The 16,783-nt window shown below is 40.5% G+C and carries 8 protein-coding genes and 2 pseudogenes; 6 read left to right on the top strand and 4 right to left on the bottom strand.

The features are described from left to right. Positions 1–69: 69 nt before the first annotated feature. Together glnS and ACMAZF_RS06570 are read right to left on the bottom strand one after the other, a co-directional pair. Complete coding sequence (glnS, locus tag ACMAZF_RS06575) at positions 70–1,737, bottom strand: glutamine--tRNA ligase (RefSeq protein WP_435276619.1); 1,668 nt, start codon at positions 1,735–1,737, stop codon at positions 70–72. Positions 1,738–2,172: 435 nt separating this feature from the next. Next, complete coding sequence (locus ACMAZF_RS06570) at positions 2,173–3,258, bottom strand: OmpA family protein (RefSeq protein ID WP_435276618.1); 1,086 nt, start codon at positions 3,256–3,258, stop codon at positions 2,173–2,175. 648 nt (positions 3,259–3,906) lie between these two features. On the opposite strand from ACMAZF_RS06570, the gene ACMAZF_RS06565 reads away from it, so the two are divergent. Then, positions 3,907–5,097 (top strand): amino acid aminotransferase, encoded by a 1,191-nt coding sequence (locus ACMAZF_RS06565; protein WP_435276617.1) that lies wholly within the window; start codon positions 3,907–3,909, stop codon positions 5,095–5,097. A gap of 77 nt (positions 5,098–5,174) precedes the next feature. On the opposite strand, the gene ACMAZF_RS06560 is transcribed toward ACMAZF_RS06565, so the two are convergent. Beyond that, a complete protein-coding gene (locus ACMAZF_RS06560) occupies positions 5,175–7,505 on the bottom strand; it encodes a winged helix-turn-helix domain-containing protein (RefSeq protein ID WP_435276616.1) in 2,331 nt (776 codons plus the stop codon). Positions 7,506–7,623: 118 nt separating this feature from the next. Further along, a complete protein-coding gene (ppsA, locus tag ACMAZF_RS06555; protein ID WP_435276615.1) occupies positions 7,624–9,993 on the bottom strand; it encodes a phosphoenolpyruvate synthase in 2,370 nt (789 codons plus the stop codon). A 248-nt stretch (positions 9,994–10,241) separates the two neighbouring features. Here ppsA and ppsR point away from each other — a divergent pair, with 248 nt between their 5' ends. From ppsR to ACMAZF_RS06530, 5 genes and pseudogenes are all read left to right on the top strand, one after another. Next, positions 10,242–11,048, top strand: coding sequence for a posphoenolpyruvate synthetase regulatory kinase/phosphorylase PpsR (gene ppsR / locus ACMAZF_RS06550; RefSeq protein ID WP_435276614.1), 807 nt, complete (start codon positions 10,242–10,244; stop codon positions 11,046–11,048). Positions 11,049–11,249: 201 nt separating this feature from the next. Continuing rightward, positions 11,250–12,305 carry a 3-deoxy-7-phosphoheptulonate synthase gene (locus ACMAZF_RS06545; RefSeq protein ID WP_435276613.1) on the top strand — a complete coding sequence of 352 codons (1,056 nt, stop codon included), beginning with the start codon at positions 11,250–11,252 and terminating at the stop codon, positions 12,303–12,305. A gap of 134 nt (positions 12,306–12,439) precedes the next feature. After that, positions 12,440–13,126 (top strand): annotated as a pseudogene (locus tag ACMAZF_RS06540) (IS1595 family transposase); the annotation flags it as partial. Positions 13,127–13,280: 154 nt separating this feature from the next. Then, positions 13,281–13,550 (top strand): annotated as a pseudogene (locus ACMAZF_RS06535) (transposase); the annotation flags it as partial. 168 nt (positions 13,551–13,718) lie between these two features. Next, positions 13,719–16,592 (top strand): methyl-accepting chemotaxis protein, encoded by a 2,874-nt coding sequence (locus ACMAZF_RS06530; protein ID WP_435276612.1) that lies wholly within the window; start codon positions 13,719–13,721, stop codon positions 16,590–16,592. Positions 16,593–16,783 lie beyond the last annotated feature (191 nt).

Genomic DNA, 16,783 nt, shown 5'->3' with positions numbered 1-16,783 from the left:
GCTAATGAATAAAAAAACAGGCAATGAGTTCATTGCCTGTTCCAAACAAAAAATTACCAAGCTAATAGATTAAGCGTTGTTAGTCCAAGTATCTCGCAGTCCTACCGTACGGTTAAAGACTAGGTTATCGCTTGTTGAATCTTTATTGTCAGCACAAAAATATCCTTCGCGCTCAAACTGATAAGCCTGCTCGCCTTTAGCCGTCGCTAGTGAAGGCTCAACAATCGCTGTTGAAACAGATACTAGTGACTCAGGATTAATCACAGCGCTGAATGCCTCTTCTGCTGCTGGATTCGGTACCGTAAATAAACGATCATATAAACGTACCGTCGCCGGTATACCATGAGAAGCACTTACCCAATGAATAACGCCTTTAACTTTACGGCCGTCACTTGGGTTCTTACCAAGCGTTTCAGGATCGTAGCTACCGTATACTGTTGTGATGTTACCATCGGCATCTTTATCACAACGTAGTGCTTTCACAACATAACCATTACGAAGACGTACTTCTTTGTCAATCACTAACCGTTTGTATTTCTTGTTGGCTTCTTCTTTAAAATCAGCACGATCAATCAATATTTCACGAGTAAAAGGCAGAACACGCGTCCCCATCGCTTCATCATTAGGGTGATTTGGCGCGGTTAGTTCTTCAACTTGTCCTTCAGGGTAGTTTTCAAGGATTAATTTAATCGGATCTAAGACAGCCATTGCACGAGGTGCCGTTACATTAAGATCTTCACGAATGCAGCTTTCTAGCGCACTCATTTCGATCATATTTTCTTGCTTTGTTACACCAATACGTTTACAAAACTCGACTAACGATGCAGGTGTATAACCACGACGACGCATTCCAGCAATCGTAGGCATGCGCGGGTCGCTCCAGCCATCAACTAAATTTTCTTCAACAAGTGCGGCAAGCTTACGCTTAGACATTACCGTGTATTCAAGGTTAAGTCGTGAGAATTCAATTTGTTGTGGATGCGCAGGAATTGAAATATTGTCAATCACCCAATCATACAATGGTCGGTGATCTTCAAACTCAAGTGTGCACAACGAGTGCGTAATCCCCTCGATGGCATCAGAAATACAATGTGTAAAGTCATACATTGGATAAATGCACCACTTGTCACCTGTTTGGTGATGTTCAATGAAACGAATACGGTAAATAATTGGGTCACGCATTTTGATATTCGGTGACGCCATATCAATTTTTGCACGTAAACTGTGCGAACCTTCGGCAAATTCGCCCTTGCGCATGCGCTCGAATAAGTCCAAGTTTTCTTCGACACTTTGATCGCGCCATGGGCTATTTTTCCCAGGCTCTTTCAATGTACCGCGATACTCTCGCATCTGCTCAGCGTCAAGTTGACATACAAACGCTTTGCCGGCCGTGATTAATTCAACAGCGTAGTTATAAAGGTCTTCAAAATAGTTTGAGCTATAACGAACCTCACCAGCCCATTCAAAGCCTAGCCACTGCACATCTTCTTTAATGGAATGAACAAAGTCGATATCTTCTTTTGCAGGGTTAGTGTCATCAAAGCGTAAATTTGTTTGTCCCTGATAATCTTGACCGATCCCGAAGTTTAAACAAATTGATTTAGCATGACCAATATGCAAATAGCCATTTGGTTCTGGCGGAAAACGGGTAACAACACTTGCATGTTTACCTGATGCTAAATCTTGATCAATAATATTTCGAATGAAATTGGTTGGACGTACTGACTCTTCGCTCATCAGATCCTCAAATTAGTTAAAACCTAGTAAAAATTGCTTGTATGATCGCCTAAATTTAAAAGATTCTCAACCACTGAGTTAGCTTGAGCTAAATTAATGTGTTGTTGCTACGCAAAAATAAAAAAACCCGCTAATTCAGCGGGTTTTTATGGTTAAAAAGTAACTATAGCCATGCTACTTTGAAATGCTCGATTTCAGCAAGTCGAAAAGCGTGCCAAATGCTAGGCATAAGATAGGTGGTTAAGTCATTCTTAATAAGTATCTTATAACAACGCAGTTGGCTGCTTTGCAACTTGCCCTTCGGGAGTTTGGGTAGAAAACGATTACAGCGTTATGATTCATAATCAGGGAATAACCATTAATTACAAATCATGCCTTGTACTCGCATCCTACCCAAGCTCTGAAACCTGCATTTAAAGTTGCATGGGTATGATATTATTTCTGTTCTTTAGAAAATTGAACACGTACTGTTACTTTACGGTCTTTGCCGTTGTTTTCGTTATCACTTGCTTTTTCTTCGCCGCTTGCAGATACCGAGATTTTATCGCTCTCAACACTCCAAGTATCTTGAATGTACTTAGTCACGTTTTTAGCACGCTTGTCAGATAACATTTGATTATATGCCGCGTTACCTAATGCTGACGCGAAACCAGCAACTTTTACGTTATCAACATTGCCATCAGCAAGTTGTTTACCAGCATTATCTAAAATGGCTTTAGTTTCATTGGTTAATACACTTGAATTGTTATCAAAGTAAACATTAATTTTAAGCGGCTTAATTTCAACAACTGGCGATGGTACCGGCGCTGGAGTCGGTGCAGGCACTGGTTGAGGCTTAACAACTGGTGCCGGTGCTGGCGCAACAACTGGTGCTGGCATCGCTTTCTTTTTCTCAACGTCACCAAATGTATAGCGTAAGCCAGCCGTTAATAAGTCAATTTTATGTTCAAACTCGTAACGTTCCCAATCAAACATAAGAGAAGTGTTTTCAGTTAGGTCAAACGACATACCTGCACCCCAAACCCAATCTTTGTTATCACCTTTAGTAATACCACGTCCTAACGTTGTCTTATTCGAGCGTGCTTCAAGTGAAGAAAAACCACCTTTTACATGAACATTAATCCAGTCGTTAATTGGTTGATTATATGCGCCTACTAATGATACGGCTTTGCCAGACATTGCTTCAATTTCTCGAATCATTGCATTATTTGTCGACGTACCTAATTCAACGAATCCTAAATCGGCAAACGTGATCGCTGCAGAGAAGTTGTTATCAAAACGGTAACCGCCATCAACGCGCCAGCCGCGACGTTTTTGAGAATTTGGTGAGATAGTACCAACATCACCTAACGCTAACACTTCATTGCGTAATTCAGCTTGAGTTGCATAGCTTTTAGCCTGGCCAACGTTGCCTTGAACGTACCAACCTTTTTCTACATCTTTTGCCATAGCAGTACCTGCCATAACGCTTAATGCAACTGGTGCGAGGATAAATGCCTTAAGTTTGATGTTCTTCATCATAGTTCCTTGTAAATTTAGAAATTATCTTTAGTTACTTCGTGTAATGTGGTTATTACAACAATCATGCAATGAATTTAAACTGAACGAATGAATAATAACACAGTCTAATGGCACAATGCCTCGAATAAATCAGATAATTTAGCTGAAATAGTAAGAAAGTCTGCGTTTAAATCAACTTTTACAACGTTAGTGAGCTATCAAAAAATTTGATAGCAAATTAACACTTCCCATCTGCTATATAACTAGGGTCTGTTGATCTTTGTGGTTCAAATTTTGTTCAATCTAAAAGGATTTTGGGCAAGGCATGAGGATTGATGCTGGGTTTACCCCAGTGAATGACGAATAACGCGGCACAAAATACTTTTAGGTGAATCCTACGGACAGCATTTGTTTGTTATTTCTACGGCGTTATCGCCTATTCGTGTAGCCAGCTACACCACATAGGCTCTGCCTTGTAGAAACCCCAAACAAATTGCTGCAAAAATGAACTCAAAAGTTCAACAGACCCTAGTGTTTATAGCTAAAAAATTTCTCCATAAAAAGCCCTAGATTAAGCTGTGCGCTAGGATTATTACATGTTATAAATACGATGAATTGACGTACTCAACGTCAATCGACTTTCCTCGAAATTAATATAGGACACTCCCAATGTTTGAAGTGGTCAAGACAGCAGCTGCAGATCCCATTCTCGGTTTAACTGAAGCCTTTAAAAAAGATCCCCGTAACAACAAGATTAACCTTGGCGTCGGGATCTATAAAACGGATCAAGGCGAAACACCAGTATTAAACTGTGTGAAAAAAGCCGAGCAGATTTTACTGCAAAACGAAAAGACCAAGTCTTATTTAAACATTGAAGGATTAGCTGCTTATGCAGGCGTAGTTCAAGAACTTTTGTTTGGACGTGATAGTGAGATTATTGCAAATAACAGAGCAGCCACGGCCCAAGCGCCAGGGGGCACGGGTTCACTGCGTATTGCCGCTGACTTTTTGGTAAAACAACTTGGTGTAAAGCGTATTTGGGTTAGTAATCCTACATGGGCTAATCACGGTAACATTTTCAAAGCTGCTGGTTTAGAGGTGGTTGAATATGCCTATTACGATGCCGAGCATCAAGCGCTGGATTTTGACGGAATGTTGCAATCACTAGGCCAAACAGAAGCTGGCGACGCGGTGCTATTTCATGGTTGTTGCCATAACCCAACAGGTATTGATCCAACGTTTGAGCAATGGCAAAAAATTAGCGAGCTTGCTAACAAGCAACAGGTAATCGGTTTATTCGATTTTGCCTATCAAGGTTTTGGTGTGGGCATCGAAGAAGATGCACAAGGTTTACGTGCGTTTGCAGAAGCTAATAACGAGTTAATCGTCGCTAACTCTTTCTCTAAGAATTTCGGTTTATATAACGAACGTGTTGGTGCTGTCACTCTAGTCGCTAAGTCAGAAGAAGTAGCTCAATCGGCCTTTAGTCAAGTTAAGTCAATTATTCGCGCAAATTATTCGAACCCACCTTCACATGGTGCTGCCGTGGTTGCAACAATTCTGGCCGATAACGAATTAACCGCGCTATGGCATGATGAAGTTGCTCAAATGCGTCAACGCATTGCACAAATGCGTACGGTATTTGTGGAGAAACTTACGCATTATGGCGCCCAAGGTGATTTCTCTTTCATTACCCGTCAATGTGGCATGTTCTCATTTTCAGGCCTGAGCAAAGCGCAAGTAGAAACCCTTAAAGTTGAACACGGCGTATATATTGTTGGTTCTGGCAGAATTAGTGTTGCTGGAATGACAAGTAATAATATTGACGATTTATGTCAGGCAATCTGCAAAGTACTTTAATCAACATAACGTTGTGCAGATAATAAAAAGGGAGATGCTTAGCATCTCCCTTTTTACTTTTGAAGAAAGCGTGTGAGCTATTGAGCTTTTTTCAAATCTTTAACCCGCAATCGTATTAACTGACGACGATTTTCGATTAATTCTAACAAGTTCAAAAACTGCCATTGACGATTAATTGAATCAAGGTTTGGATTTTCTTGCAGTGGCCACATCTGATACTTCGGACTAGGTAGCCACCCTGAAGCCAGCAATTGAGCCATTTGTTTCAAGGCATCATTTTGCTGACCAACAAGTGCATAGGCCTCTGCTAAAGGCAGAGCGTAAAGCTTCTGAAGGCCCGAACTTTTTACAAAGACAATAAAGTGTTTAAGTAACGCTAACCCTTCTTTCTCTTGGCCTGTTTTCATCAAAATATTAGCGTACGTTGGAATATAAAATAGACGATCAGCGCCGCTGGCCAAGCTAATGTCTTCATTGTTTAGCCAATCTTCATTGCTAAGTACATTAATAGCTTGCATTGGATCATTCGCTTTTAAATACAACGCAGCCGCTTGCCATTGCGTCATGCGATATTGCGCAGATATTTTATCAGCAGCCAGTTGAACACAATCAGTAACTGATTGCAGCGAAATGCAATAATTATCATTGCTGATAGCTTGTTCAATAAAGTTTATTGTCTTTGCCGTTTTAGGTTGTTCATTATTTAAAAACGTTTGCAGCTGATTATAATTAACCCCAAAGAAATACACTTGTTGCTCAATGGACGATAATTCAATAGCATGCTCTTCAATGAGCAATTGTGCCTTTTCTAGGTTTCCTAGTGCCACTAAATCATAAGCTTGCCAATAATAAGAGGCTGACAGTTCAAACCGGCGCTCAATTAATGCATCAACTAAAACAATGCTGCGATTAAAATCCTTAAGCTTACGATAGCTTTCACTCAGTAATTTAATTATTTGCGTCGAGTTTTGGTTTCTCTCCATTGCCTTTAATAAGGCATCATGCGCTTTATTTATTGCACCAATGTAATTGTAATAACTCGCCTGAACTTCATAGCCTAAACTATGCTCTGGATAGCGTTTAATTATTTGCTTGGCAAAGACATCAAGATCGCTCGCTGAAATAATTTCTTCAGTGTCAGTGAGTTCAGTCGCGTGAAGCTTAGTGAGCAAATGATGAAACTTATTATTCAAAGCCACTAAGCAATCTTCCGTTTGAACAGCCTCACCAATAAAATCGGAAATATGACACTTGTCCGTCACTAACAAAGCAGATTCAACGCCGGTAATATGTTTTGCTAACGATTGATTAAAAGCATCATTTTGCACAATATTTTGACTGATTGAATCTGATAAAAATAATGATATTAAAGCGGGCTTTTGAATGTTTTGTTTCGTCAATACATGTAATTCAAGTTTTACTCCCTCATCAATAACATCAATGACACCTTGCACCCTAGGTAATGCATTGTCATCGCGGTATGGCATCACTTGAATAGCGGGTAAATGCTGTAATTTTTGGTCAAGCCACCATTGGATCCGTTGTTTACCATCTTGTGAGAGTGTATCAACTGCACCTTTAACAGTAAGCGGTGCTACATACAATACATCACTAGGAACAAATACCGCTTTAGGCTCACTTTTAAAATAGCGGGTACCCACAAAAGACAGAATCAACATCAAAAGGAAAGCAATCACCCATTTCCATTTATTGCTGATTGATTTAGTGTCCGAAGTAGGCTCAATACTTGATTGAGCATGATGAGAGACTTCGTCTTGTTCTGGGGTATTTACGATAGATTCTTCTTTATTACGAGTGCTATCGTCGTTAGTAGAACCGTCAATCGATGTTGTTTCAACACCAGTATCATCAGCTTGTGAGGATTCTTCTACATTAGAAGTATCGAGTGATTCTTGTTCTTGCACGTCAGAAATAAAACCAAGATCATCAAAGATATTTTGCTCTAATACACCACTATGAACTTGCGGCTCTTCTTCACTATCATTGGTATCATTAACTATCGCTTTATTTTGTTCTTCAATGACTTGTTGCTCATTACGCCGTTCACACGGTTTCGCCAACCAGCGATATCCTTGGCGCGGAACGGTTTCAATATACTGCGCGTCATGCGTTTTATCATCAAAAACTCTGCGTAATTTTGCGATGCTTTGATAAAGCTTATTCCGTGACATGGTTTGGTCAGATAAATTGTCAAGAATTTGGTCTGCGCTAATGACATCTGGGTAAGCTTTAACAAGCTGCCACAACACATCTAATGTGTGTTGATTCAGTGAAACAGATTCTAACGTCTCATCAAGTAATTGCTCGTGTCCTGCCTTAATAAGCGATGACTCAGCGTAAGAAAACACCCACTGATTGATTTGTATAGATTTATCTTGTTGAAGCACTTCAATAAATACCGATCCTTAATACGTGTTGTCACCTTACCTTGTTTAGCGAAAAGACACAAAAAAACCGCGAGTAGATCGCGGTTTTTTTAGTCTATTGACAACAGTTAGCTATTAATTAGCCATGCTGTTCAGCAAGATATAACCAAGTTTTTAATACCGTATCTGGGTTAAGTGATACGCTCTCGATGCCTTGCTCAACTAGCCATGCAGCGAAATCTTCGTGATCTGATGGCCCTTGTCCACAAATACCAACGTACTTACCGCGAGCTTTCGCTGCCGATATAGCCATTGCTAGCATTTTCTTAACCGCTGGATTACGTTCGTCAAATAACTCTGAAACAATGCCCGAATCACGATCTAAACCAAGTGTTAACTGAGTCAAATCATTTGAACCAATTGAGAAACCGTCAAAATAATCTAAGAACTCATCAGCAAGTAGTGCATTTGATGGGAGCTCACACATCATAATAACGCGTAATCCATTTTCTCCGCGCTTAAGACCCTGTTCTTCTAACAGCTTGATGACGGCTGCAGCTTCTTCAAGTGTGCGAACAAACGGGATCATGATCTCAACGTTGGTAAAGCCCATGTCGTTGCGAACACGTTTAATGGCATCACACTCTAGAGCAAAACAATCTCTGAATTCTTTAGAGATATAACGTGATGCACCGCGGAAACCTAACATTGGATTTTCTTCTTCGGGCTCGTACGCTTCGCCACCAATCAAGTTAGCATATTCGTTTGACTTAAAGTCAGACATACGAACAATCACTTTTTCTGGCGCAAAAGCACAGGCCAGTGTAGAAATACCTTCCGTTAGTTTAGCAACGTAGAACTCTACTGGTGATGAATATCCTGCCATCATCTCATCGATATCACGTTTAACAGCAACAGGCTGATCATCATAATTAATCAATGCTTTTGGGTGAATACCAATCATACGGTTGATGATGAACTCTAAACGCGCAAGACCGATACCAGCATGCGGTAGTCGAGCAAAGTCAAATGCACGATCAGGGTTACCGACATTCATCATGACTTTAAGTGGTAGCTCAGGCATGTTATCAACTTCAGATGTCGTTACACTGAAATCAAGTTTACCTTCGTAGATAAATCCAGTGTCGCCTTCAGCACAAGAAACGGTAATGTCAGTACCTTCTTTAATGGTATCAGTTGCATTGCCACAACCAACAACCGCAGGAACACCTAATTCACGCGCGATAATAGCAGCGTGACACGTACGGCCACCACGATTAGTAACAATCGCAGACGCACGTTTCATGATTGGTTCCCAGTCTGGATCTGTCATATCAGTGACTAAAACATCGCCTGGTTGGATACGGTCCATTTCATCAAGTGAATTTAATACTTTTGCAGTACCACTACCGATTTTACCGCCGATGGCGCGACCTTCAATTAAAACAGGTCCTTTTTCATTAAGCGCATAACGCTCCATGAAATTACCATCTTCACGTGAACGCACTGTTTCTGGGCGTGCTTGCACGATATATAATTTGCCATCGTTACCATCTTTTGCCCACTCGATATCCATCGCGCGGCCATAATGTTTTTCGATAACTTGTGCTTGTTTTGCTAACTCTTCAACTTCGCTATCTGTTATAGAGAATTGTTGTGAGCGGGCAACATCGATGTCACGAGTAATAACTTGTTTACCGTGCTCAGTGTTATCTGAGTAAACCATTTCGATCAATTTACTACCGATATTACGACGAACAACGGCTGGACGGCCTGCATCTAATGTTTGTTTATGTACGTAAAATTCATCAGGATTTACTGCACCTTGAACAACCATCTCACCTAGGCCCCATGACGATGTAATAAAGACAACATCTTCAAAGCCCGATTCAGTATCAAGTGTAAACATAACGCCAGATGCAGCGATATCACTGCGAACCATACGCTGAACACCCGCTGATAATGCCACACCGCGGTGATCATAGCCTTGGTGAACACGGTATGAGATAGCACGATCATTAAACAGCGATGCAAATACATGTTTAATTGCTTCACGAACGCTATCTAAACCAACAACATTTAAAAAGGTTTCTTGTTGACCAGCAAAAGAGGCATCCGGCATATCTTCAGCAGTTGCTGAAGAGCGAACCGCAAATGACATACCTGCTGAAGAATCAGCTAGTTTGGTGTATGCCTCTTTAATAGCATCTTCAAGTGCCGGTTGAAATGGCGTGTCTAAAATCCACTGACGAATTGTCTTACCAGCATCGCCAAGTGCTTTGATATCATCAACATCAAGCTCATCAAGGAGCTTGTACATCTTGTCGTTGATACCGCTTAACTCTAAAAACTCGTTAAATGCATGTGCGGTTGTTGCAAAACCGCCAGGAACTTGCACCCCTGCATTAGATAAATTACTGATCATCTCGCCAAGAGATGCGTTTTTTCCGCCAACAATCTCAACATCGTTCATGCCAAGTTGTTCATACCACAGTACATAATCTTGCACTTCAAAAGTCCCCGTGTGTTCAAAAGGTGAATAAGCATTGGTTTTTGCATTGTACACTGCTATAAAATGATAGGTAAATCACATTTTTATATTTCTAATATTTATCTGAAAGATGCATGAGAATTTTGATGGAATAAGGCATAATTTGATTAGTTTTTTATCGCTTTAGTACACTATTTCTTCCAATCGCTTAAAACCATTTAATGCTCAGTGTAATTCAGCTATTTATTTTCAAAAAGGAGTCGACGTTGAGAACTGTATTTTATATATCTGACGGTACCGCCATCACGGCAGAAATTCTTGGGCACGCCGTTTTATCGCAATTTGATACGCCGTTTGATCAAGTAACTATTCCATTTGTTGAAAGCGTTGAGCGAGCTAAAGAAGTTGCGTTTGAAATCAACAGCCATCAAGAAGACGATCAACTACCCTTAGTATTTCACTCAATTGTGGACGAAGATATTAGAGCTATTATTAATGATGCTAATTGTTTAGCGCATGATTTTCTAAATACATTCGTTGCGCCACTAGAACAACAACTGGGTTTAAAAGCGGAGCCAACGCTCCACCGCACCCATGGCATTGCAAATAAAGCGTATAGCGCACGAATTGATGCCATTAACTATTCGTTAGACAACGATGATGGCATTAGCCTCAAGAACCTTGATGATGCTGAAATTATTTTAGTCGGCGTGTCTCGCTGTGGAAAAACACCAAGTAGTCTCTATTTGGCGATGCAATTTGGCATCGCGACAGCTAATTATCCATTTATTTGCCAAGACATGGACGCGTTAAAACTACCGCAAGAATTAAAAAAACATAAACATAAAATATTTGGCCTCACCATTGATCCACACCGATTACACGATATTCGTAGTCAGCGACGCGCCAATAGCCAATATTCATCATTGCGTCAGTGTCGTCTTGAAGTAAAAGAAGTTGAAATGTTGTATCGCAAAGAGCGTATTCCGTTTATTGATACCACTAAATATAGTGTTGAAGAGATTACTGCCAAAATACTAGATATCACAGGCCACAAACGAACAATGTTTTAATCTTTGAACAATCGTTCATCGAATTGATTAACAAACATTCACGCCGCAAACGCTGTTTTGTACAAATACTAAGCAGCACATTCTCTAAAATCCCGGCAAATATCGACACGGCCTAAATTATAGCCTTTATTTACTTTATCCTCACGCCCGTTTGGGCTATGGTAATCCCCATTAATGAAGTTTCCAGCTAAGCACAAAAACATGTCAATAAAAACTGATGAACTAAGAACCACATATATCGATCAAGTTATTACACCTAGTCAACTAGCAAGTGAATACCCACTTTCACCTGAAGGTGCTGATAGCCTGATTAAAAGTCGTCGTGATATAGAAGCGATTATCAATGGACAAGACAAACGTTTACTTGTCATTGTTGGACCCTGTTCAATTCATGATACCGACGCAGCGCTTGATTATGCACGCCGCCTAAAAGAGTTACAGATTAAGTATCAAGATAGTCTAGTTATTGCGATGCGCGTGTATTTTGAAAAGCCCCGCACCATTGTCGGTTGGAAAGGCTTAATTAGTGACCCAGATTTGAATGGCCAATACCAAGCAAATAAAGGATTACGGTTAGCCCGTCACCTACTCGTTGAACTGACTGAAATGGGCTTACCGATTGCAACTGAGTTTTTGGATATGGTTAACGGCCAATACATAGCTGACTTAGTAAGTTGGGGGGCCATTGGTGCGCGCACAACAGAAAGCCAAATTCATCGTGAAATGGCATCAGCATTATCTTGTCCTGTTGGATTTAAGAATGGCACTGATGGCAACACTAAAATTGCCATCGATGCAGTTCGAGCTTCTCGCGAAGCGCATATTTTCTATTCACCAGATAAAGACGGCATGATGACGGTTTACCGTACCCACGGTAATCCATTTGGCCACGTCATTTTACGTGGCGGTAAAACCCCCAACTATAGTAAAGAGTTTGTGGACGCAGCCTGTGATCAATTAGCCACCACTAACTTAATGCAATCTGTCGTTGTTGATTTTAGCCATGGCAACAGTCAGAAGCAGCATAAAAATCAGCTCAATGTAGCGCAAGATATTATGCAACAAATGCGTGATGGCAGTATGAAAATTGCTGGCATTATGGCAGAAAGCTTCATTGAAGAAGGCAACCAAAAAGTTATTGAAGGACAACCGCTTGTTTATGGTAAGAGTATTACCGACGCCTGTATTCACTGGCAAGATACGGAGCAGCTATTAGCGGACTTAGCCTCTGCGGCTAAAGACCGTATGGCACTTTAGATTGCCAAATTAACGTAACAAAATAAACATTTAAGGGCCTTATGGCCCTTTTTTAATGTCTGTTATTTAGGCGCTGTTGTAGCTAATTGTTGTCTATACTCAATAGTGAGATTAACTTATTGAAGGTATTGGTAATCAATACTAAATCATTTGTAAGTAAGCTTAACCGGATAATGAAACAACGTTCCTCGATGACTTCAGCGCAAAGAGAGATAGTTCATCAGTCAATTCAAGCCCTAGAGGCTGAAATCAGTACCGATGAAATTATTCAGCCTCTTTTTGATCTATCCCCACAATGCCCTCATTGCGAATCCACTCAATTGAAAAAGTGGGGGAAATCAGGTGCGATACAGAGATACCGCTGTAAAGGTTGTCATAAAACCTTTAACAACAAAACTAAGACACCATTCGCTCGATTACATAAATCTCATCTGTGGGAAGATTATGCCCGTTGTACGCAATTGGTATTCCCCCTAAGAGAAGTTGCCGAGGTTTGTGGTATTAACCTTAAAACGGCTTTCTTATGGCGACATCGTTTTCTGGTTGCTCAAGCGGGTAAAAATGACGATAAGCTATCGGGAATTATTGAAGTTGATGAGTTTTTTCTAGCTTACTCAGAAAAAGGTTCGAACACTTTAGCGGAGCAACGTCAGCCCAGAAAACGAGGGGGCGGCATCGATAAACGAACCAAGGATGGTCAAGTTGCCGTTCTTTTATCGATAGATCGCAGCAACCATATGATTACCCCTATGTTAGCGGCTGATACAACGGCAGAAATAGCAGCGAATTTAGCTGAAAATATCACTGAACACTCGGTATTATACCAATTGCATTAAGTAAGTGATCTTGTTGTGCGTAGAGAAAATCAGCTAAAACAAGGCGCTCGATTGACTAATAGCTGGCTATTAGGATTGAGAGCAACGCCATTTTAGTTAATTTTAACAAGTACAAGTGGGCAAATATTTAATGCAATTGGTATTATGCAGCGATGGTTCGTGGTCCTATGTGGCAATTACCAAACAAAAATATTGTGACCATAAGCGGTTAATCAACGGTGAAATCAGAGTAATAGATGAGGTGTACCATATCCAAACGGTGAATGGCGCGATAGCTAACTTTAAAGGCTGGATTAACGGAAAAATGAAAGGTGTGGCAACGACGTATTTATCTAATTATCTTGCGTGGTTCAGGGAAAGCAACGCAAAGCTAGATAAACAGCAAATATTAGTCGCGGCTTACGGGTGACAACAGTATTTTGGAACAGCGCCGTTATTTATTACGTTTACCTCTCATTTCTCTTTAATCCCTAGTTTTTACAAGGGATTATTACTGAAGAACAAATAAAAAAGTACTTGATTATTGGAATTTAATACGACTAATATGTTAATTAAATACAGGAGTGTAGAAGATTTTATGATGGGAATGACAAGCGCAACGAGCAACATGACACTGAAACGTAAATTGATGCTCGCGATGACCTTTGCCGGTTTGATACCGTTACTGATAGCAGGAGTCATTAATACAGTATCGACTTCATTCGCCCTTCATGACAGCGCCAAAAATCAATTAGAATCCCTTAAAGCGGCAAAGAAATCTCAAGTAGAGTCCTATTTTGCTCAAGTAAGAAATCAAGTAACCACATTTTCAGATAGTGAAATGATCATCAGTGCGATGCGTGAGTTTACGTACAACATTTATGATCTATCAAGACAGTTACCGCAAAGTGAACAAGAAAAAATTGACGCATTAACCCGTTTTTATCAAAACGAATTTCTTAGTGAATTTAAAAAGCATAAAGCCACTAATCAGATCCCATCTATCGATAGCCTGATCCCAACTGAAGAACCATCTCTTAGCGCTCAATTTTCCTACATCGCAAATAATGATAATCCGTTAGGCAGCAAAGACAAACTAATGCGTGGTATTGAAGAGTCTAGCTATCACGATAGCCATGCTAAATATCATCCTAAATTTAGAAATTACCTTAATAAATTTGGCTATTACGACATATTTCTGATCGAGCCAGATCAAGGCCATATTGTTTACAGCGTGTTTAAGGAAGTCGATTTTGGTACCAGCGTTCTTAACGGCTCCTACCAAGATTCGGGGCTTGCGAAAGCTTTTAAAGCAGCACGTAACATTGATGTCACTGACCAAGCCAAATTAATTGATTTTACTTTCTATACGCCATCATACGGCGAACCAGTCTCCTTTATTGCCTCCCCTATTTTCGATGGTAATGAACGTATTGGGGTATTGGTATTCCAAATGCCAATTGGTGTAATTAATAACATTATGCAAACCAGTGATGGACTGGGAGAAACGGGTGAAACATTCTTAGTCGGTGACGACAAATTAATGCGCTCACAATCGCGTTTTAGCAATACAAATACTATTTTACGAACCCCCGTCGACACTCAGGCAACAACTAATATTGCGAATAACCTCACCGGCAGCGACACTATTACCAATCATTTAGATCATAGTGTTTTATCGGCATTTGCACCGCTAAAGATTACCGACTTAAACTGGGGAATCATTGCTGAAATTGATGAAAGTGAAGCCTTTTCAGCAATTAGTACATTGATTTGGGAAACGGTCATTATTGCAGTGATCACGATAGCGGTTCTTTTTGGGTGCGCGCTTGCTTTTTCACGGAGCCTTAGTGAACCTCTCGTAGAAGCAATAACGGTTGCTAAATCAATTGCAGACGGTAAATTAGATAATACCATTAACCGCAATCGTAACAATGAGATAGGCCAACTGCTATCCGCTCTTGGCAACATGCAAGACAACCTCAATGAGCGTAACAAAGCAACGCAACGAGAATTAGGCATTAATACGCGTATTAAACAAGCATTAGACAATGTAAGTGGAAACGTAATGGTGCTCAGTAAAACCCACAAAGTCGTGTATAGCAATAATGCGCTACTCAATTTATTACAGCGTCATATCGACATATTTAAGTTACCGACTGATAACATTGGCGGTTTTAAATCTTCTGAAGTGTTTGGTACAATGGGTATTAGTAGTGCCGCATTAGTTGGGTTTAATACGCAACAGCAACAAGAAAGTATCGTCGGAGGCTTAACGCTTCAATTTACTTCCAATCCAGTGTTTGACGTCACAGGCGAACAATTAGGCACCGTGGTTGAAATTGTTGATCGCACACCAGAAGTCAAAACTCAAAATGAAATTCAACAAGTAGTCGATAATGCCCTTGCTGGGGATTTTAGCGAACGCATTGCGATTGAAGATAAAATGGGTTTCTTTAAATCGTTCTCAGACAGTATTAATCAATTAGTCGATGTTTCCGATCAGGTAACAACCGATGCGCTACGTATTTTCAGTGCCTTAGCAAAGGGCGACCTTACGCAAACTATAACCGCTGAATACAAGGGCCAGTTCGAACAATTGAAAATTGACGCCAATGCCACCGTCGAAAAGCTCACGACCATTGTCTCAAAAATTCAGCAATCAGCGAATAGTGTGAATAGTGAAGCACGTCACTTATCTGATGGCAACGAAGACCTTCATAAACGTACCGTTGAGCAATCAGCAAGCCTTGAAGAGACCAATGTTGCGTTGATTGAAGTAACTGCGACAGTACAAGATAATTCAACGTATGCCTCAACAGCGCATATCTTGGCACAAAAAGCGAGAGATTATGCGGAGCAAGGCGGCGATGTCGTGCAAAAAGCAATCAGCGCAATGGAAAATATTAATCATTCCACCAGCAATATTTCAGAAATTATTAGCCTCATCGATAATATTGCTTTTCAGACTAACTTGTTAGCGCTTAACGCTGCCGTTGAAGCCGCGCGAGCTGGTGAGCAAGGGCGTGGTTTTGCGGTTGTCGCAGGCGAAGTTAGAAACTTAGCGGGACGCAGTGCTGCGGCGGCTAAGGATATTAAAAACTTAATTGGCGATGCTCAAAATAAAGTGAGTGATGGCTCAACCTTAGTAGCTGATACCGGTGAAACTTTACAAAATATTATTGATAGTGTCTCTGAGGTTTCAACCGTGGTTGCCAATATTGACAATGCGTCGACCTCGCAATCATCGAGCATGGAAGAAATTAATCAAACGACAAAACACCTAGAGAATATCACAGTGAAAAACTCAGAGTTAGTTTCTCTCGCAGCAAAATCCAGTACTAATCTCACCAGTCACGCGCAAGAACTAGAACATTTAATTGCTTTCTTTCAGGTTCAAAACAACTCAAGTAACGCTAAGCCCTCTACACCAGTTAAAGCCTCTTTTGAATCAGATAGCCTCACCGCTTAAATGGATTATACCAATTACATTAAGTAAGTGATCTTGTTGTGCGTAGAGAAAATCAGCTAAAACAAGACGCTCGATTGACTAATAGCTGGCTATTAGGATTGAGAGCAACGCCATTTTAGTTAATTTTAACAAGTACAAGTGGGCAAATATTTAATGCTATTGGTATTAAACGCTGCCTTGAATTAGGTAGC

The sequence above is a fragment of the Psychrobium sp. nBUS_13 genome (assembly GCF_051201665.1).
GTDB lineage: Bacteria > Pseudomonadota > Gammaproteobacteria > Enterobacterales > Psychrobiaceae > Psychrobium.
Note: the sequence above shows the minus strand (reverse complement) of the source record. Positions and strands in the feature narration are given on the sequence as shown.